Origin of the sequence: Bacteroides sp. AR29 (assembly GCF_900217715.1) — a bacterium.
Taxonomy (GTDB): Bacteria; Bacteroidota; Bacteroidia; order Bacteroidales; family Bacteroidaceae; genus Bacteroides; species Bacteroides uniformis.
In genome coordinates, this window is sequence record NZ_OBMS01000020.1 from 47,864 (window position 1) to 67,690 (window position 19,827).

The 19,827-nt window shown below is 50.0% G+C and carries 20 protein-coding genes; all 20 read right to left on the bottom strand.

Annotated elements, in window-relative coordinates:
* Positions 1-79: 79 nt before the first annotated feature.
* Positions 80-1,465, bottom strand: coding sequence for a bifunctional UDP-3-O-[3-hydroxymyristoyl] N-acetylglucosamine deacetylase/3-hydroxyacyl-ACP dehydratase (locus tag CSD97_RS13160; protein ID WP_005823709.1), 1,386 nt, complete (start codon positions 1,463-1,465; stop codon positions 80-82).
* 3 nt (positions 1,466-1,468) lie between these two features.
* Positions 1,469-2,509 (bottom strand): UDP-3-O-(3-hydroxymyristoyl)glucosamine N-acyltransferase, encoded by a 1,041-nt coding sequence (gene lpxD, locus CSD97_RS13165; protein WP_005823705.1) that lies wholly within the window; start codon positions 2,507-2,509, stop codon positions 1,469-1,471.
* An 84-nt stretch (positions 2,510-2,593) separates the two neighbouring features.
* Positions 2,594-3,820, bottom strand: coding sequence for an HD domain-containing protein (locus CSD97_RS13170; protein WP_005835351.1), 1,227 nt, complete (start codon positions 3,818-3,820; stop codon positions 2,594-2,596).
* A gap of 6 nt (positions 3,821-3,826) precedes the next feature.
* Complete coding sequence (pyrF, locus tag CSD97_RS13175) at positions 3,827-4,657, bottom strand: orotidine-5'-phosphate decarboxylase (protein ID WP_005835353.1); 831 nt, start codon at positions 4,655-4,657, stop codon at positions 3,827-3,829.
* A gap of 34 nt (positions 4,658-4,691) precedes the next feature.
* The gene (gene prfA, locus CSD97_RS13180) at positions 4,692-5,804 is read right to left on the bottom strand and encodes a peptide chain release factor 1 (RefSeq protein ID WP_005823698.1); all 1,113 of its coding nucleotides are present in this window, start codon (positions 5,802-5,804) and stop codon (positions 4,692-4,694) included.
* Positions 5,805-5,808: 4 nt separating this feature from the next.
* Positions 5,809-6,978, bottom strand: a complete 1,170-nt coding sequence (locus CSD97_RS13185) for an AIR synthase-related protein (protein ID WP_098032546.1) — start codon at positions 6,976-6,978, stop codon at positions 5,809-5,811.
* Between the two features lie 112 nt (positions 6,979-7,090).
* The gene (locus CSD97_RS13190; protein ID WP_005835359.1) at positions 7,091-7,672 is read right to left on the bottom strand and encodes a LemA family protein; all 582 of its coding nucleotides are present in this window, start codon (positions 7,670-7,672) and stop codon (positions 7,091-7,093) included.
* A 171-nt stretch (positions 7,673-7,843) separates the two neighbouring features.
* Entirely contained in the window at positions 7,844-8,752 is a 909-nt protein-coding gene (locus CSD97_RS13195) for a TPM domain-containing protein (RefSeq protein WP_098032547.1), read from the bottom strand.
* A 40-nt stretch (positions 8,753-8,792) separates the two neighbouring features.
* The gene (locus CSD97_RS13200; RefSeq protein ID WP_098032548.1) at positions 8,793-9,788 is read right to left on the bottom strand and encodes an alpha/beta hydrolase; all 996 of its coding nucleotides are present in this window, start codon (positions 9,786-9,788) and stop codon (positions 8,793-8,795) included.
* A complete protein-coding gene (locus CSD97_RS13205; protein ID WP_098032549.1) occupies positions 9,788-10,534 on the bottom strand; it encodes a shikimate dehydrogenase in 747 nt (248 codons plus the stop codon). The genes CSD97_RS13200 and CSD97_RS13205 overlap by 1 nt, the downstream gene beginning before the upstream one ends.
* Positions 10,535-10,564: 30 nt before the next feature.
* Complete coding sequence (gene ubiE, locus CSD97_RS13210) at positions 10,565-11,302, bottom strand: bifunctional demethylmenaquinone methyltransferase/2-methoxy-6-polyprenyl-1,4-benzoquinol methylase UbiE (protein WP_098032550.1); 738 nt, start codon at positions 11,300-11,302, stop codon at positions 10,565-10,567.
* Between the two features lie 89 nt (positions 11,303-11,391).
* Positions 11,392-12,333: a phosphoribosylaminoimidazolesuccinocarboxamide synthase gene (locus tag CSD97_RS13215; RefSeq protein ID WP_098032551.1), complete on the bottom strand. Its 942-nt coding sequence runs from the start codon at positions 12,331-12,333 to the stop codon at positions 11,392-11,394.
* 27 nt (positions 12,334-12,360) lie between these two features.
* Positions 12,361-13,362 carry a PhoH family protein gene (locus CSD97_RS13220; RefSeq protein WP_005823681.1) on the bottom strand — a complete coding sequence of 334 codons (1,002 nt, stop codon included), beginning with the start codon at positions 13,360-13,362 and terminating at the stop codon, positions 12,361-12,363.
* A 9-nt stretch (positions 13,363-13,371) separates the two neighbouring features.
* Positions 13,372-14,091 carry a M23 family metallopeptidase gene (locus CSD97_RS13225; RefSeq protein ID WP_005823679.1) on the bottom strand — a complete coding sequence of 240 codons (720 nt, stop codon included), beginning with the start codon at positions 14,089-14,091 and terminating at the stop codon, positions 13,372-13,374.
* Positions 14,092-14,757, bottom strand: coding sequence for a phenylalanine--tRNA ligase beta subunit-related protein (locus tag CSD97_RS13230; protein ID WP_005823677.1), 666 nt, complete (start codon positions 14,755-14,757; stop codon positions 14,092-14,094). It lies immediately after the preceding gene.
* Positions 14,757-15,584 carry a peptidoglycan editing factor PgeF gene (gene pgeF, locus CSD97_RS13235; protein ID WP_009037100.1) on the bottom strand — a complete coding sequence of 276 codons (828 nt, stop codon included), beginning with the start codon at positions 15,582-15,584 and terminating at the stop codon, positions 14,757-14,759. The genes CSD97_RS13230 and pgeF overlap by 1 nt, the downstream gene beginning before the upstream one ends.
* Positions 15,581-16,762: a GTPase ObgE gene (gene obgE, locus CSD97_RS13240; RefSeq protein ID WP_005823673.1), complete on the bottom strand. Its 1,182-nt coding sequence runs from the start codon at positions 16,760-16,762 to the stop codon at positions 15,581-15,583. The genes pgeF and obgE overlap by 4 nt, the downstream gene beginning before the upstream one ends.
* A 14-nt stretch (positions 16,763-16,776) precedes the next feature.
* Positions 16,777-17,349, bottom strand: coding sequence for an adenylate kinase (locus CSD97_RS13245; protein WP_005823672.1), 573 nt, complete (start codon positions 17,347-17,349; stop codon positions 16,777-16,779).
* 42 nt (positions 17,350-17,391) lie between these two features.
* A complete protein-coding gene (hpt, locus tag CSD97_RS13250; protein WP_098032552.1) occupies positions 17,392-17,928 on the bottom strand; it encodes a hypoxanthine phosphoribosyltransferase in 537 nt (178 codons plus the stop codon).
* A 41-nt stretch (positions 17,929-17,969) separates the two neighbouring features.
* Positions 17,970-19,508 (bottom strand): peptide MFS transporter, encoded by a 1,539-nt coding sequence (locus CSD97_RS13255; RefSeq protein ID WP_005835421.1) that lies wholly within the window; start codon positions 19,506-19,508, stop codon positions 17,970-17,972.
* Positions 19,509-19,827 lie beyond the last annotated feature (319 nt).

A 19,827-nucleotide genomic window follows, 5' to 3' on the forward strand; every position in this document is an offset into this window, starting at 1 on the left:
TATACGATTTTATCCGAATGTGATAATTCTCACGAGTAATTTGAATCGTAAATCGTAAATAGTCTAATCGTAAATTTTATTATTTGTTCTTAACTATTTGCGCCATAAACTCTGCTTCGCAGACAACTTTTTCGCCTACAAACACATAGCCTTTCATGGTAGAGATGCCGCGGCGTATGGGGGCCATCAGCTCTACACGGAAGATGAGGGTATCTCCAGGTACCACTTTTTGGCGGAATTTCACACCGTCAATCTTCATGAAGTAGGTGGAGTAACGTTCCGGTTCATCCACTGAATTCAGTACAAGCAAACCTCCCGTCTGTGCCATTGCCTCTATCTGCAACACACCGGGCATTACGGGTTCCTGCGGGAAGTGTCCTTGAAAGAAAGGTTCGTTGGAAGTTACGTTCTTGACACCTACAATGTAGTTGGCACCTATTTCTATGACTTTGTCCACCAATTGCATCGGGTAACGGTGAGGCAGAAGTTCGCGGATGCGGTTTACATCCATAATCGGTTCGCGGTTGCAGTCGTAGGTAGGGGCTTGTATTTCGTGCAAACGGATTTCCTTGCGCATCTGGCGGGCGAACTTATTGTTGATAGTGTGTCCCGGGCGGGTAGCGATGATACGGCCCTTGATGGGCTTGCCTATCAAGGCCAGGTCACCGATGACATCAAGTAACTTGTGGCGGGCGCATTCATTGGGCCACACCAAAGGTTTGTGGTTGATATATCCCAATTGTTTGGCGTCCATATGAGGAACACCCATCACGTCGGCCAGCTTGTCATAGTTCTCCTGGGACATTTCGCGTTCGTAAATAACAATCGCATTGTCAAGGTCGCCGCCCTTGATAAGACCGGCTTGCAGCAACGGCTCAATTTCGCGTACAAACACGAAAGTACGGCTTGCGGCGATTTCATCCTTGAACTTCGTCATGTCCTCCAGCGTTGCAAACTGGTTGGGGAGGATGTTGGAATCGTATGATACCAATACATTCAAGCTGAAGTTCTCGTCCGGCAACACGATGATGGAAGAGCCGGTTGTTTCGTCACGGAATTCAATTTTGGACTTGATGATATAGAAATCTTTTACGGCATTTTGTTCTACAGTGCCTACGCGCTCTATTTCGTTGACATAATATTGGGCGCTTCCGTCCAGAATGGGAAATTCCGGTCCGTTTACCTGTATCAAGCAGTTATCGATACCCAATGCATAGAGGGCTGCCATACCATGCTCCACTGTGCTCACCTTTACTCCGTTTTTGGAGATTACAGTTCCACGGGTAGTTTCGGATACGTTGTCTGCAACGGCATCGAAGGTAGGCTGTCCTTCCAAGTCGATACGTTGGATTTTGTATCCATGGTTATCCGGAGCAGGATTGAAAGTAACGGTTAGGTCAAGTCCCGTATGAAGACCTTTTCCACTAAGCGAAAAGCTATCTTTTAGAGTCTTTTGTTTTAACATTGGTTACTTATTTAATAGTTGTTTAAGTTCATTCAATTCTTTGCGGAGCTGGCGCAGTTCCACTTGCATTTCCGGCAAACTTCTTTGTGCGATGGATGCCTTGAAATATTGTTTCAGCTCCATAGGAGGGGTACCGATAAGCTGGCTACCGTCCTTTATGCTACTGGGAACACCAGACTGTGCGCCAAGGTTCACTTTGTTGCCAATATGAATATGACCTGCAATGCCTACCTGCCCGCCGAACATGCACCATTCTCCTATCTTGGTAGAACCTGCTACACCTACTTGCGCCGCCATTACGGTGTGGGAGCCTATTTCATCATTGTGTGCCACCTGAATCAAATTATCCAGTTTCACACCGCTATGTACGATGGTGGCTCCCATAGTAGCACGGTCCACACACGTGTTGGCACCGATTTCCACATGGTCTTCCAGGATAGTGATACCTATTTGCGGTATTTTTTCATAGCCCTCGGAAGTGGGGGCGAAGCCGAAACCGTCTGCACCGATAACGCAACCGGAGTGCAGGATGCAGTGGTTTCCTACCCGGCAATCGTGGTAGATGGTGGAGTTAGCGTAAATAATACAGTCATTGCCCACTTTGGCACCGCTGCCAATCGTGACGTGCGGATGAATGACCGTATTGTCTCCCACCTCTGCGTATTCGCCAATGCAGGCAAAAGGCGCAATGTAAACATCCTTGCCAATTTTAGCTGTCTCGGCAACAAAGGCCAGAGAGTCAATTCCCACCCGCTTTGGCTTGCTTTGCTCATAAAGATTTAGCAATTTAGCAAGACTTTCATACGCATTGTCCACTTTAATCAGGGTGGCTTTCACTTCTTGTTCCGGAACAAAGTCCTTGTTTACCAGAACAATGCTTGATTGGGTTTCGTATATGTAGGGGGTATATTTGGGGTTGGATAGAAAGGAGATGGCTCCCGGTATTCCCTCTTCGATTTTCGCAAAGGTGTGAACGGTAGCATTCTCGTCTCCAACAATTTCTCCTTGGATAAATGTTGCAATTTGTTTAGCAGAGAACTCCATGTCTTATTCTTGTTAGATGGTTTCAAAACGCAAATAACGGACTTTTTTTTTATATTTCCTTGTCCTGAGGTGAATATTTTATACTTATCTATGCAAACGTTGGTAGCATAAGTAGTACTTTTTTACTTTCTTGGACAGAAGAGAGATATTGAGCATATCCGATGCTTCGGCAATATTCTTGATGCTGCCGTCGTTGTAGAGGATGTCAATACTGTCATCTGCCTCGTCGTACATATTCTTCTCGATGCTGGGGGTAGAGATGAAATATCTCGCTTCGGAGAGAGGGATGTTCAGTTGTTCACTGATTTGCAAAGTTAGTTCTTTTTTCCGTTCCTCACTAATAGGTTCGGTAGAAATCTCGACTTTGAAGATGTTTCGGTTAATCATGCCGGCGCTCAAGGTGGACAAAACCTTGTCCGAATGGCGGCTCCATACCTTGAGGGCAGTCCAGATGTCATTATCGTCCAACTGAATGAAATTCTCCAAACATTCGGGATTGTTGTAGAATGCCTCCCGGCTGATGTCGTTGTATAGAAAGAATTTCAAGGCGGGTGAGGCAAAGAGGTCTATGCCGCGGCTTGCCAGTTCCTTGGCGCGGAGCAGGGTGCTAATCAGCATTTTCTCGTAGGCAACGGAGGTTTTGTGCAGATAGACTTGCCAGTACATCAGGCGGCGGGCGGTGAGGAAGTTCTCAATAGAATAGATGCCTTTGGACTCTACTACCAGGTGGTCATCCTTTACATCCAGCATCTTGATAATGCGGGCGGAGCCAATGTTGCCTTCGGTCACTCCGGTATAGAAGCTGTCGCGGCGCAGGTAGTCCAGGCGGTCCATATCCAGTTGCCCGCTTACCAGTTGGTGCAGGAAGCGCTTGGGGTATTCATCCTTGAAAATTTGAATGGCGAGTGTCAACTGTCCGTTCATTTCCTTGTTGATACGTTCCATCAGCATCAAGGAGATGTCTTCGTGGGAGACGCCCTGCACGATGGTATTTTCCAGTACGTGGGAGAAGGGGCCGTGGCCGATGTCGTGCATCAGGATAGCGGCTTCCACAGCTTCGGCTTCGCTGTCGAAGATAAAGTTTCCTTTGGTGGCAAGTTGCTGGATGGCCTCACTCATCAGGTAGAAGGCTCCCAAAGAGTGTTGGAACCGTGTATGCTGCGCACCGGGATATACGACAGAGGACAACCCCAGTTGCTTGATACGGTTTAGACGTTGCAAAAGAGGATGTCGTACAACATCGTACAACAACCCCTTTGGTATGTTGATGAACCCGAAGACAGGGTCGTTGATAATCTTTCTTTCGAACATTAAGCGTTAGTCGTTAATCACTTTTTTCAACTCTTCCGCCATCTGTGCCTGCACTTCTTGGGCTGCTTTTCGGCTGGCGGCGGCGAAGTTCTCTGTCTTGTCCACGTAGATGATGCCACGGCTGGAGTTGACAATCAGGCCGCAAGTCTTGTTCATGCCATACTTGCAGACTTCTTCCAGGGAGCCGCCTTGTGCGCCTACGCCGGGAACCAATAGGAAGTGTTCGGGAACAATCTTGCGGATATCTTCGAAGGCGCGGCCTTGTGTGGCGCCTACTACGTACATCATCTGTTCGTCACTGGCCCACTCCTGGGATTTGCGGAGCACTTTTTCGAAGAGGCGTTCGCCGTTGGTGTCTTCCGTCAGCTGGAAGTCGTGCGAGCCTTTGTTGCTGGTCAACGCAAGCAGGATTACCCATTTGCCTTCGTACGTAAGGAACGGGGTCACACTGTCTTCGCCCATGTAGGGAGCTACGGTTACGGAATCTATATCCAGCTCTTCGAAGAAGGTACGGGCATACATGGCAGAGGTGTTCCCGATGTCACCGCGTTTGGCGTCGGCGATGATGAATTGGTCGGGATAGTTCTGCTTGATGTAGTTTACGGTTTTCTCGAAAGCTATCCAGCCTTTCACGCCCATGCTCTCATAAAATGCCAGATTGGGCTTGTAGGCGATGCAGAGGTCGGCAGTAGCGTCGATGATGGCTTTGTTGAAAGCGAATATAGGGTCTTCCTCTTTCAGAAGATGTTCGGGTATTTTCTTGATGTCGGTGTCAAGACCTACGCAAAGGAATGACTTCTTGCGCTTGATGTTCTCGAATAATTGCTGTTTGTTCATATTATTTTTTAGTTACGGGTTACTTATCACTGCCTTACAGTTCGCTCTCTTTCAGTCTTTCTGCATTTTCCGCCACAATCAGGTGGTCGATGCAGTCTTGGATGTCTCCGTCCATGAAGGCGGCGAGATTGTAGATGGTGTAGTTGATGCGGTGGTCCGTGATGCGTCCTTGCGGATAGTTGTAGGTGCGTATCTTGGCGGAGCGGTCGCCAGTACTGACCATCGTCTTACGCTTGGAGGCGATGTCGTCGATGTACTTCTGGTGTTCCTTGTCGTAGATGAAGGTACGCAAGCGCGAGAGGGCGCGTTCCTTGTTCTTGGGCTGGTCGCGCGTCTCGGTACATTCGATGAGGATTTCTTCGACTATGCCTGTGTTGGGATTCTTCCAGTTGTAGCGCAGGCGCACGCCGGATTCCACCTTGTTCACGTTCTGACCGCCGGCACCACCGCTTCGGAAGGTGTCCCACTTGATTTCACCTTCGTTGATAACTACGTCGAACTCTTCGGCTTCGGGAAGCACGGCTACGCTGGCAGCTGAGGTGTGTACCCGTCCTTGCGTTTCTGTGGCCGGTACGCGCTGCACGCGGTGCACGCCCGATTCATATTTCAGTGTGCCGTATACATTGTCGCCCGTCACGGAGCAGACAATTTCCTTGAAACCGCCGGCTGCACCTTCGTTGGCGCTGGATATCTCCATTCTCCATCCCTTGGATTCGCAGTACTTGGTGTACATGCGGAAGAGGTCGCCGGCAAAGATTGCCGCTTCGTCACCACCCGTGCCGCCACGAATTTCGAGGATGGCATTACGGCCATCCTGCGGGTCGGCGGGGACGAGCAGCAGCTTTATCTGCTCTTCCAGTTCCGGTTGGCGGGTTTGGCAGGCATCCAGCTCTTCGCGTGCCATTTCCCGCATTTCCTGGTCTGTTTCGTTGGCGATAATTTCTTTGGCTTCTTCTATGCCGCCCAGTACTTGCATGTACTCTTTGCGGGCATTCATCAGGTCGCCCAGTTCTTTATATTCTTTGGTGAGCTTGACGTAACGCTTCTGGTCCGCAATCACTGCCGGGTCTGTAATCAAGGTCGACACTTCTTCGAAGCGGGCGACAAGCCCTTCCAGCTTTTCGAGTATGGTATTGTTGTCTGCCATATATTTAATACTTGAACTCTCCGAATTCGCTCTTGATAATCAGTTCTTTCTTGTCGCTTTCTTCCACGCGGCCTACAATCTGTGCATCGATGTTGAAACTCTTCGAAATAGCAATCACCTCTTCTGCATGTTCGGGAGAGAGGTACACTTCCAGGCGATGCCCCATATTGAACACCTTGTACATTTCGCTCCAGTCCGTATCGCTCTGCTCCTTGACGGTCTTGAACAACGGTGGAACGGGGAAGAGATTGTCTTTGATGACACGGCAGTTGTCTCCCACAAAGTGCAGTACCTTGGTTTGTGCGCCGCCCGAGCAGTGTACCATACCGTGGATTTGGGGACGGAGCGCATCGAGCAGCTTCTTAACTACCGGTGCGTAGGTGCGGGTGGGGGAAAGTACCAGCTTTCCTGCATCCAGCGGACTGTCTTCGACACTGTCTGTCAGTTTTAGCTTGCCACTGTATACCAGCTCTTCGGGTACAGCCTTGTCATAGCTTTCAGGGTATTTCTCTGCCAGGTATTTGGAGAATACATCGTGGCGTGCGCTGGTCAGTCCGTTACTGCCCATACCGCCATTGTATTCTTTCTCATAAGTAGCCTTTCCGTAAGATGCCAGACCTACAATCACATCGCCCGGACGGATATTGGCATTGTCTATAACATCTGAGCGCTTCATGCGGCAGGTCACTGTCGAGTCTACGATAATGGTACGTACAAGGTCGCCCACATCGGCTGTTTCGCCACCGGTGGCATAAACGCCTACTCCCATTTCGCGGAGTTCGGCAAGCAGTTCATCCGTACCGTTGATGATGGCTGAGATTACTTCGCCGGGGATGAGCAGTTTATTACGTCCGATGGTAGAGGATACCAGAATGTTGCCTACCGCACCCACACAAAGCAGGTCGTCGATGTTCATAATCAGTGCATCTTGTGCAATGCCTTTCCACACACCCAGGTCGCCGGTTTCCTTCCAGTACATATAGGCAAGACTGGACTTGGTGCCTGCTCCATCGGCATGCATAATGTTGCAATACTCCGGGTCACCGCCCAAAATGTCGGGGATAATTTTGCAGAAAGCCTGCGGGAAAATACCTTTGTCGATATTCTTGATGGCGTTGTGCACATCTTCCTTTGATGCGCTGACGCCTCGCATCATGTATCGTTGATTACTCATGAGATAATAGGTTTGTTCAATTGAATGTGCAAAGATACATCTAATCTTCTACAACACAAAGCGAGGCACAAAGTTTCTCGCCTTTGTGCCTCGCTATAGAGTTGTGTATTTATCAGAATTGTACCTGGGGAGCTTGTTCCGCTCCTTCTGCCGCTTCGAAATAAGCTCGTTTCTCAAAACCGAAGAGACCGGCAAGGATATTCTTGGGGAAACGGCGAATGGCTGTATTGAAGTTCTTGGCTGCATTGTTGAAGTTGGTACGTGCTACGTTGATACGGTTTTCCGTACCTTCCAGCTGTGCCTGCAGTTCCAGGAAATTCTGGTTTGCCTTCAAGTCGGGATAGTTCTCCGTGATGGCAAGCAATTTACCGAGGGCGGAAGTCACCGCACCTTGTGCTTTCTGATATTCAGCCAGCTTTTCCGGAGTAAGGTCTGCCGCATCCACTTTGATTTGAGTGGCTTTGCTGCGGGCTTCTACTACACCTTCCAGTGTTTCCTTCTCGTGCGTGGCATATCCTTTCACGGTATTCACCAAGTTCGGAATCAGGTCGGCACGGCGTTGGTATTGGGTTTCTACGTTCGACCATTGTCCGCTGACATTTTCGTCCATGGTTACGAGTCCGTTATAGCCGGTTACACCCCAAATGGCGAGAAGAGCTATAACAACGATAATGATAATGGTTGATTTCTTCATACTTTTCATTTTTAGGCCTCACCTCCGATTCCTCTCCGATAGAGAGAGGGGAGGAGGGGAAGGCAGTTATTAATCATTTAATTATATTCTATGTAAACGTTTTATTTTCTTCCAGTATCCTCGAAGGTGTGTCAAAACGGTTGATGGCACACAGATGACACATCCTCGGCGTTAGAACCGGGAACCGGCTCCACCGCCACCTCCCATACCGCCTCCGAAGCTACCACCGCTGAAGCCTCCTCCGCCACTTCCGCCGAAGAGACCTCCACCACCGAAGATGACCGGACCACCTCCGCCTCCTCCCCGGTAATTTTCATCGTATGACTGCTGGCGGCGCACTACTTTATGTCCGCAATTGCGGCAGGTGTAGGTCACATCTTCCGTTTTCACTCCATTGCGGCGTGAGATGAGTATGCTGCTGCTACGTTGCAATTTATGTTGTCCGCAGTTGGGGCATTTGTTGGCAGCGCGTTGGGCAAGGATACCTATAATAGATGCCACTGCGAGGAAACCGATAAGCCCCAGTAGGATACCTCCTACGGAGAGGTCATCCTCCTCTTCCGTGTCATTCACCATAGTGCCGTCAAGACGTGAACAGACTGCCTTTACACCCGCTACCATTCCGGCATCCCAATTACCGTCTTTCAGATAGGGAATCATGTATTTGGTCTGTATACGTTTGCAGATGGCATCAGGAAGGTCCCCTTCTAAACCGTATCCCGTATAAAACTGGATGCAGCGTTGGTCGGTTACCAGCAGAATGACCAAACCGTTGTTTTTTTCTTTTTTCCCTACTCCCCATTCATTGAGCAGCTGGTGTGAGAAATCAAAACAGTCTTCTTGTCCGATGGAGGGAACAACGGCAACTACCGTTTCAATACCAGTCTGCTGCTCCAATGCGTAGAGCATGCGGTCTATGTCGGCACATGCCTCTTTGGATAAGATGTCGGCAGGGTTGCAGACATAACGCGTCTTGTCCTGAAGGTGTACTTTAGGAATGTTCTTAGTGGTGTAGACTTCTTGTGCCTGCAAGGATATGAACAAGCACAGGAAGAATGCTATGGAAATAAATCGTTTCATATTACCAATGTTTGTTGCGGCGAAGATAGGAAAAATCACGTCAATGTATGTATTTCCCTACGAATTTCTTTACATGCTCGGTGTATTCCTGCGGATAATCCTTGTAAGACATGGCATGTGTGGCACCGGGTACAATCCATAATTCTTTGGGTTCGGGCTTGGCTTCATAGAGGGGATAAGCCATCCACGTCGGTACAAAGGTGTCGGCATCACCGTGGATGAAGAGCATCGGCAAAGTACATTTCTTTACTTGCTCCAGGGCAGAAGCTTCACGGAAGTCCCATCCGTACTCCTGCCGGCAGAGCCAGCTTGCAGTATGCAGTAGGGGGAAAGCGGGCAGTCCGAACTGTTCTTTCAACTCTCCGCGAAACTCATCCCATACGCTTGTATAACCGCAGTCTTCCACAAAACACTTGATGAATGGCTGTTGGTATTGTCCGTGTTCCACTTCGCCGGATACCATCATGGTGGTGGCGGCTCCCATGGAGATGCCGTGTACTACCATCTTTGTACTGCGGGACGCTATGCTGTCCGCATGGTTGCGTCCGAAAAGCTCATCGGCGGTCTCGGTCCATTGCAACACGTCGAGCCGGTCTTTCCAGCCCATCTGTACATGGTTCCCTTCGCTCATCCCGTGTCCGTAAAGGTCGGGCAGCAGGATGTTGAACCCCATCTCCTTGCTGTACAGATAGCCTATCATCAGCATGCGCACGGCATTATCCGTATATCCGTGTACGATGACTGCTGTTTTGAGGGTGGGGTGGGCGGCGGCAACGTAGAGTGCATGCAGCGTCTCTCCGCGGTCGTTCTCGATGTAGAAGTCCTTCAGTGCTCCTGCGGTCATCAGGCTATCCACCCAGGGGTGCAGTTCGGGATAGCGCTCGTACATGAAATCGTAGGATGCGGCTATGTTGCGGCTGCGTGAAACGAGGTCGTCCGGTTTCAGGGAATAGCCCAGCATATAGTACCCTCCGCACAACAGTACGGTGCAGAGGGCAGCCAGACCGAGAATCGAATATTTTATGGCTTTCTTCATTATTTATTCCAAATTTCCCATGCGGCAAAGGCCTGCAACAGCAACATCTCCAGTCCGTTCTTGGTGACGGCTCCTTGTGCCTGGCCTTTCTTCATGAAGAGGGTTTCGTTTGGATTATATAACAAATCGTAGAGCAAATGGTTGGGGGTCAGTAGCTCGTAAGGAATGTTGGGACAGAAGTCCACTTTGGGGTACATGCCTACGGGGGTACAGTTGACAATCACCGTGTACTCCTGCATGATTTCCGGTGTCAGCTCTTCGTAAATGAGGTATTTGTCCTCTTTCTTGGTGCGCGATACGAAGGTGCTTTTTATCCCCAGGTTCTCCAGCCCGCGATATACGGCTTTCGATGCGCCGCCGGTGCCCAGAATCAGGGCTTTCTTGTGATGTGGTTGCAAAAGCGGTTCTATGGATTGTGTGAATCCTATGATGTCGGAATTGTAGCCAACCAGCTTTACCTTGCCTTTGGGAAGGCGGATAATCTTAATGACATTGACGGCGCCTATCTTGGCCGTGTCTTTGTCCAGTTCGTCTAGGTAGGGGATGACTTGCTCCTTGTAAGGGATAGTTACATTCAGTCCACAGAGGTTGGGATTTTCCTCGATAACTTCCATGAAATCCTCGATACGTGGAATTTCGAAGTTTACATATTCTGCATCAATGTTTTCTGCCGTGAATTTCTCATTGAAATATCCGATGGAAAAGGAATGTTTCAACGGGTAACCTATTAAACCGTATTTCTGCATAATGAGGGTGTGTTAAAGGGGAATTAATGATTATTTTCTGGCTGTATACAACGTGCATATTCCGAAAGTGAGCCGCTTGAAGTGTACTTCACTGAAACCGGCCTTGCGGATAACTTCCTGCATCACTTCTCCTTGAGGGAAGGCACGGATGCTTTCCGGCAGATAAGTGTAGGCGCTGTTGTCTTTCGAAATACATTTACCGAGCAGGGGGATAACGACTTTGGAGTAAATGGTAAACAGTTGTTTCATCGGGAAGCGGTCCGGTGTGGAGAGTTCCAGTATGACGAGATGTCCGCCAGCTGTCAGTACGCGGCACATTTCGGACAGTCCTTTATCCAGCCCTTCGAAGTTGCGGATGCCGAACGCTACGGTTACAGCATCGAAACTCTCATCGGCAAACGAGAGAGAGGTGCAGTCCTCCCGGGCAAATGAAATCTTGTCCGAGAGGTGCGCCCGTTTTACTTTTTCGCGCCCCACGTTCATCATGCCTTCCGAGATGTCGGTACCAATCAAAGCATCGGGTTGCAGTTCGCGACATGCAAGGATGGCGAAATCACCGGTGCCGGTAGCTACGTCCATGATACGTCGGGGGTGGAAAGGAAGGAGGTATTTGATTGCCTTCCTGCGCCAGCTGCGGTCAATACCCATGGATAGGGTGTGATTCAGCTTGTCGTAGGCAGGAGCGATGTTGTCGAACATTTCTTCCACTTGTTCGCTCTTCTTACCGTCAGCGCCGTAGGGCTTGATGTGTTCTTGGGGGTAATCCATGATTTTTTTATGTGCTAATGTGCTGATATGCCAATGTGCTAATTGGCTGCGCTATTATGCCGCAAGGTCATTAGCACATTGGCATATTATCACATTAAGTAATTAGTTACATTCTTTTCAATGCGTTCGGCAATGTTGTCGGTATCTTCCTTTACGAACTTCTCGCCGGTGATGTGTTCGTACAGTTCGATGTAACGTTCGCTGATTGAAGTAACGATTTCGTCTGTCATTTCCGGTACCTGTTGTCCTTCCTTACCCTGAAAACCGTTGTCCATCAGCCATTCGCGTACAAATTCCTTGGAAAGTTGTTTCTGCGGTTCGCCTTTGGCAAAACGTTCTTCGTAGCCTTCGGAGTAGAAATAACGGCTGGAGTCCGGGGTATGGATTTCGTCCATCAGATAAATCTTGCCGTCGTGCTTGCCGAATTCGTATTTGGTGTCTACCAGAATCAATCCGCGTTCCGCTGCAATCTCTGTACCGCGTTTGAAGAGAGCCATTGTGTATTTTTCCAATACGGCATATTCTTCGGGCGTGGCAAGTCCTTGTGCTAGGATTTCTTCTTTGGAGATGTCGGCATCGTGTTCGCCAATTTCGGCTTTGGTAGTCGGGGTGATGATGGGTTCGGGGAACTTCTGGTTCTCCTTCATTCCTTCGGGCAACTTCACGCCGCAGATTTCACGTACACCGCTCTTGTAGGCACGCCATGCGCTGCCACAGAGGTAACCGCGTACAATCATTTCTACGGGGAATCCTTCACACATCACACCTACCGTCACCATCGGATCGGGTGTAGCCATTTTCCAGTTGGGGCAGATGTCGGTTGTGGCATCCAGGAATTTTGCTGCAATCTGGTTCAGCATTTGTCCTTTGAAGGGAATACCTTTCGGCAATACTACGTCAAAGGCTGAGATGCGGTCGGTAGCTACCATGACCAACTTTTCACCATTGATGTTGTACACATCACGAACTTTTCCGTGGTACACGCTTTTCTGTCCGGGAAAGTTAAATTCAGTTGCTGTTAATGCTTTCATCTTTGTAATATTTACGATTTTGAGAATTTACTGTTTCTGTTCAATCTTACTATCGGCTTGTTCGGCTTTGCGTCGTTCACGCTCCGCTTTCGCTTCCTTGTCGAACTTCTCGTAGGCCTCCACAATCTGAGTTACCAACTTATGGCGTACGATGTCTTTCTTGTTCAGCTCCACGAAACTGATGCCTTTTACGCCTTTCAGAATCTTCAGTGCCTGCACCAGACCGGAAGTCTGGGAGGAAGGCAAGTCAATCTGCGTCATGTCTCCCGTGACAATCATCTTGGTGTTCATGCCCATGCGGGTGAGGAACATCTTGATTTGCTGGGTGGTCGTGTTCTGCGCTTCATCCAGAATGACGACGGCATCGTTCAGTGTGCGTCCGCGCATAAAGGCGAGGGGGGCAATCTGGATGATGTTCAGCTCCATATACTCTTTCAGCTTGGCGGCAGGTATCATGTCCTGCAGGGCGTCATAGAGTGGTTGCAGATACGGGTCTATCTTGTCCTTCATGTCGCCGGGCAGGAAACCGAGCTTTTCTCCGGCTTCTACGGCAGGGCGGCTGAGGATGATTTTCTTTATCTCCTTATTCTTTAGTGCCCGCACGGCAAGCGCGATGGCTGTATAGGTCTTTCCTGAACCGGCGGGACCGATGGCAAACAGCATGTCATTCTTGGCAAATGCCTCTACCAGCTTCAGCTGGTTCTCGCTGCGCGGGATAATCGGCTTTCCGGTTACGCTGAATACAATGACATTGCCCGATTTTTCCGCTTGCGGGGCATTGCCTTTGATGATGTCTATAATGACCTCTTCTTTCAAAGAGTTGTATTCGGCACAGTATTTCTCCAGCTTGGTGATGTTCTCCTCGAATGCACACATTTCCTCCTCATCACCCAATACTTTGATGACATTGCCGCGGGCAACGATGCGAAGCTTGGGATACAAGGCCTTTATCAGCTGCATGTTGGCGTTGTTTACGCCATAAAATATTACCGGGTCAATATCTTCAAGAACAATCAGTTTTTCTATCATTGATATGTTTTAAAGTTCAATTCGTTCTTTTAGTGAAACGTTCTGCAAATGTAGTGAAACGTTTGGATACTTAAACAGTTCCATTGGGTATTTTTTTTGCAGTGGCTTCGGGTAGATTGTCGGTAATTGTTGCACGACGATGCCGTTTCCTTTTTTTGAGCATCCGATACGTTGTCGGTTCAGCGTCTGTTCCTTCATGTTGAAGATAATATTGGGGTCGAAGTGCTGCCCGTTGACGCGTGTCTCGAAGTGCAGATGCTCAGTAGAGGCGCGTCCGGTGCGTCCGGTCAGTGCGATGGGCTGTCCGGCTTTGACTGTGTCGCCACAATGTACAAGGTTTTTGAAGTTGTGGCTGTATATCGTTTCCAGTCCGAAGTCATGGCGTACGACGACGACATTGCCGTAGGCGCTATAAGGCTTGGACATCCGTACTACGCCGTTGAAGGCACTCCGTATGGTGTCTTTGGCGTAGGTCTTGATGTCTATGCCACTGTGGCGTCCCCGCCCCCGTCCGTAAGGGGAGATGACTTTTCCTCCAGGCAGGGGAAAGGAGTATTCCGTGTCCGGAATGTCCTCCAAAGGTAGCTCTATCAGTTCTCTTTGCGAAAACAGTCCCGGAGTGGCAACGCGGATATGGTTGGTTTCCATGGTGGAAAAGACCGTTTTCTTCCCTTGTGCCGTGGCACCAAGGGCTATGAGCAGGAGAGGGACAAGAATACGGATTCTCATTTATTCAAAATATTGTATAGTCCCACTGGTAGAGGAAGCATATTTCTCCAACAGTTCCAATATCATTTCGGCTGCTTCTTTCAGACCTTCCTGCCCGTTGTAGCCGTTGACAATGGCAAGGATATGGCGGGTTTCAAGTTTCATCTTGGTGCGTTCGTGGTCGCTGGTCGGGGTACCGATACCGCCTATACGGTCGCGGTAGACGGGCAGCCCTTCTATGTTCAGCATGCCGCGGCCTATACCCTCGAACAATTCCTCGGCACGTCCTATGCCCAGCTCAAGGTCGGTCCCTTGTATCTCGTCGGCATCAAATCCGCCGATAGAGTGGCCCGTACGTAGGGAGACAAGGTTGATAAGGTCTACCAACGTATCTATCTGATAGAGTTCCAATCCGCGCAGCAGTCGCCGTCTCAGTGCTTCGGCCGAGGGACGGTAGCGGCTGGGGTCCTTGCCGCAACGTTTGTAGGCTTCGCGGGTGGCGGCAATGACGGGTTGGTACTTGATGCTGTCCGTGGTTTCACGGGCTCTTAGCTCTTGGGTGAAAGTTGCGATTTCTTGCCACAACCCTTCGCAATATGGGGTATTTGTCACTTCGGCAAATACGGCTGCACCGCGGAATTCGGGGCAATTCTGCTTGATTTCTTTAGAAAGTGTGATATGATACATTAATGCAATCCGTTTGAATGGGTTAACATGATTCCCGACAATATCCTTCCGGATTTGATACCCATCCGGCGTGCCGAGAAAAACTCTTCATATTGGGTAAAAGTACATATATTGGCTGTCTCCACTTGTGCGGAAGGTACTCCGAAGTCCAGTAGTTGCAGTCGGTTGGCAGCCCATAGGTCGATATGGTATTTGTGGGTGGCGGGTTTCCATTCGGAGATGTAATCCATCTGGAAACCGTTCTTGCGGAATGCTTCATAGACTTCGTCGCCTACCTCGAAGGCGGAAAGGGAGATGCCGGGGCCGATGCAGGCTATCACTTCTTTGCCCTCTGTGCCATAGCGGGCACGCATCTTGTCGAGTGTGTGGCCGAGGATGTAATTCACAGTGCCGCGCCATCCGGCATGAACAGCGGCTATCACGGCATTCTTCCGGTCGTAGAGCAGGATGGGAATGCAGTCTGCCGTAGAGATGCAGATGCAGCAGCCCGGTTCACGGGTTATCAGTGCATCAATGCCCTGCAACATGGAGTGGCGTTCTTCTGCTGTTGCATGCAGATAAGTTCCGTCAATGACAAGTGCCTTTGTCCCGTGGGTCTGAAACGGGATGACCAGTTCTTGGGGGCGTTGGGGCAGGGAAGAACATACTATTTCCTGGTTGCGGCGTACAGCTTCGGCTTCGTCTCCCGTGTAAGGTGTACAGTTGAGGGAGGCATAGTTACCTTGGCTGCATCCACCGTGGCGGGTGGTTACAAAACAAGAAATGCCGGGATATGAGGCAAGCAGCTCATATCCCAACATTTTCCTATCTTCTGTAAGAGGAATCATTTTTTATCTTCCTCCCAATCTTCTTCGTATTCAAAGTCCTCGAGGTCCTCTATGTCCTCGTCGTCGTTGACGTATTCATAGCTGAGGTCCTCGTCCTCACCCTCTTCTTTCAATTCTTCCTGCAGGTGGCTGAGGTCTTTGGCGCGATGGGCAATGCTGTCCACTTTGCCTTCTATCTTATTACTTTCCTTGTTCAGCTCTTCCCAAAGGATGTCTTTCAGCGTAGAGATGCCCATGCCGGAGACAGCAGAGATGAATATATGCGGAATCCCTTCGGGCAGTGTCGGCTCTATCTCGTCCATCAGTTCCTGGTCGAGCATGTCGCATTTGGTGACGGCAAGCACTCTCTGTTTGTCCAGCATTTCGGGGTTGAAAGTGCGAAGCTCGTTCAACAGGATTTCGTATTCCTTACGGATGTCGTCACTGTCGGCAGGCACCATGAACAGCAACAATGAGTTGCGCTCGATGTGGCGCAGGAAACGCAATCCTAAGCCTTTGCCGGCACTGGCTCCTTCGATGATGCCGGGAATGTCCGCCATCACAAACGATTTGCTGTCGCGATAGGACACGATGCCCAGATTGGGTTCCAGCGTTGTAAACGGATAATTGGCGATTTTGGGCTTCGCCGCAGAAACGGATGCCAGTAAAGTGGATTTTCCTGCATTGGGGAAACCTACCAGACCGACGTCTGCCAGCAGCTTCAGTTCCATGATTACCGTCAACTCCTGCATCGGTTCGCCCGGTTGTGCAAAGCGGGGAGCCTGGCGTGTGGCGGTTTTGAAGTGCCAGTTACCCAGACCTCCGCGTCCGCCTTTCAGCAAGATGACTTCTTGTTCGTGCTCGGTGACGTCGCAGATATATTCACCCGTTTCGGCGTTGTACACCACCGTGCCGCAGGGCACTTCAATCACCTTGTCCGCTCCGTCTTTTCCGAAACTGCGGTTTTTGGAACCGGATTCTCCGTGACCTGCCAGGATGTGGCGATCGTACTTCAGATGGAGTAGCGTCCAGTAGTTGCGGTTACCCCGCAGGATGACATGGCCTCCTCGTCCTCCGTCACCTCCGTCGGGGCCTCCGTTGGGTATGTATTTCTCACGCCGCATATGCGTAGAACCTCGTCCGCCCTTTCCGGAGCGGCAATATATTTTTACGTAGTCAACAAAATTCGATTCAGCCATATTCTGTTTTATTGTTATTTCACTGCGTCAATAGCCTTGCAAACATCGGCAAAGATTTCTTCCAATACGCCGAAGCCCTGGATGTGTTGGTATTTGCCGTCCTGCTTGTACCAGTCAATCAGCGGAGCTGTCTGTGAGTGGTAAACCACCAGACGCTTCTTGATTGTCTCTTCATTGTCGTCTGCACGTCCTGATTCTTGTCCGCGCTTGATGAGGCGCTTCATCAGTTCTTCTTCGGGCACGTCGAGGTCGAGCATCACGCTGACTTCCTGTCCGCGTTCGGCGAGCATCTTCTTTAATGCTTCAGCCTGGGCGATTGTTCTGGGGAAGCCGTCGAAAATCACGCCTTTGCTATCCTTGAAGCTGTCGAATACGCTTGCCAGAATATCAATCATCAACTCATCGGGGATCAACTGGCCCTGGTCGATATAACCTTTAGCAGTCTTGCCCAGTTCTGTACCGTTTTTCATTTCAGCACGGAGCACGTCTCCGGTAGAGATGTGGTTGATGCCATACTTTTCTACAATCTTTTCACTTTGTGTTCCCTTACCTGAACCGGGAGCACCAAAAATTACAATGTTCAACATTTGCTTAGTTATTATTTAATGATTTACTATATTATGTCTGTATCAGTCTACTACAGTATAAATGTCGGGATAGTTGCGCCCGAAGCCGTCATAATCCAACCCGTAGCCCACGATGAAGTCGTTCGGAATATTCATGGCCACATATTCTATGTTTAAATCAACTTTCAGCTTATCAGGTTTCACCAGTAGGGAGGCAATATGAATCTCCCTGGGACCGCGAGTGCCGAGGGTGTCCAGTAAGCGTTGCATGGTGAGTCCCGTATCTACTATGTCCTCTACAATGACCACTGTACGGTCTGTGAGGTCTTCATTGATGCCTATTACTTCCTTGATTACCCCGGTAGAGGATATTCCTTGATAAGATGCCAATTTGACAAACGAAATTTCGCAGGGAATCGTGATTCGTTTCAGCAAATCGGCGGTAAACATGAACGAACCGTTCAGTACGCTGAGGAATAGAGGATTCTTTCCTGCCAGGTCGCGGTTGATTTCGTTCGCTACACGGGTTACTTCTTTCAGTATGTCCTGCTCCTTGATGGAGACTGTGAACATCTTGTCTTTTATTTGTATGGTATCCATAGATGGGATGTTTTTAGAAAGTTGCCGCAAAAATACGATTTTTATTCCACTCCATGCATCATCTTCTGTAATTTCTTTGAAAGCAGGAAGAGGATAAGCGATGCCGTGGCAGACATGACGACGAACACCATGAAGAAATCGTACATTGTCTCGATGCGATAACCCAGCAGCGTCTTTACCTTTCCGGCTTCGGGGTAGAGCCCGCTCAGCGTGCCTGCAAACTTATTGGCAGTGGCGGTGGAGAGGTACCATATCCCCATCATCAGCGAGGCGAAGCGGATGGGCGTGAGCTTGTTCACCATGGAGAGTCCGATGGGCGAGAGGCAGATTTCGCCCATGGTATGGATGAAGTAGAGCCCCGTCAGCCAAATGAGACTCACCTTGATGCCCGGCTGAACATCTTTCACCCCAAAGCAGATGACGAGATAGCCCAGTGAAAGCAGTAGCAGGCCGATGGCTTGCTTGGTGGGCGAGGCGGGCTCCATGCCCCGTTTGCCCAGGGCGCCCCATACGCCCGGCATGATGGCGGCAAGTATCACCACAAAGAAGGGGTTGAAGGACTGAATCCAGGAGGCGGGCATTTCCCACCCCAGGATGACGCGGTCGGTCTGCTCGGAGGCGAAAAGCGTGAGCGAGGCGCCTGCCTGCTCGTAGGCCGCCCAGAAGAAAATGACGAAGAAGGCGATGATGTAGATGACGAAGATGCGGTCGCGCTCCGTCTTGGTGAGTGAGCCTTCCAGCAGGATGCTGACGGGAAACACGATGCAGGCGGTGAAGATGCCGATGCTTATCCAATCGCTCCCGAAACACCAGTAGAAGAAACCGGCAAGCGCGATGGCAAGCAGGGCGAGCAGCAGGTAGTTGCGCATGGGCCGTCCGTTGGCGTGGGCACTCTTCCGGGCGGTGTTGTCTGCCTGGGGCCGCTCCTTGCGGGCGTCGGGGATAATGCCGAGGGGCTTGCCATCGGGGCCGATGAGGTACTTGTTTTTCTGGGTTTCGAAGAGGACGACCGTCAGCACGGTGACGATGGCGGCAATGAGGAAGCCCCATCGGAAGTCGTGAGGGTTGCCCGTCTCGCCAAAATAGCCGCAGACCAGCGGGGCGAGGAAGGAACCCACGTTGACACCCATATAGAAGATGGTGTAGGCGGAATCCAGCCGTTTGTCACCCGGCTCGTAGAGCTGCCCCACCAGGGAGGAGACGGTGGGCTTGAAGCAGCCGTTGCCCAATATAAGGAAAGTCAGTCCGCCGTACATCAGCCAATGCGAAAGCTCACGCGCCTCCAGCATCGAGGCACTGGCAAACATCAGGAACTGGCCGACTGCCATCATCATGGCCCCCCAGAAGACGGAACGGCGGATGCCCCAGTATTTGTCGGCGATGTAGCCGCCGATTAAGGGTGTCAGGTACACCAGTCCGGTGTAGCTGCCGTAGATGGAGGCGGCGTGCTCCTTGTCGAAAAGGAGTGCCTGGGTGAGGAACAGAATGAAGATGGCACGCATGCCGTAGTAGCTGAAACGCTCTGCCGTGCTGGTGGCGAAGATAAGGTAAAGACCTTTCGGGTGTCGGGATGTACTCATTGAATATGCTTTTATTGTTTTGGCTTTTATTATATGTTGAGGGTACAAAATTAGTCATTATTTTGCGTAAGTTAATGGGTATAATTAGAAACTTGCCGACAAGCCTGCGGGAACTTGCCGACAAGCTTGTGCAAACTTATCCGTAAGCCTACGCAAACTTAAAACAGAATTTCTGTTTCTGTAAATAAAGCTTTTGTTTATAGAAATAGAGCTTTTGTTTCTAAGAATAAAGGCTTTGTTCTAAGAATCCTTTGCATTGAAGACAACTTTTCCTTACGGAGCAGATATTTTTTCCCGGGGGGCAAAGCAACTTGATAAA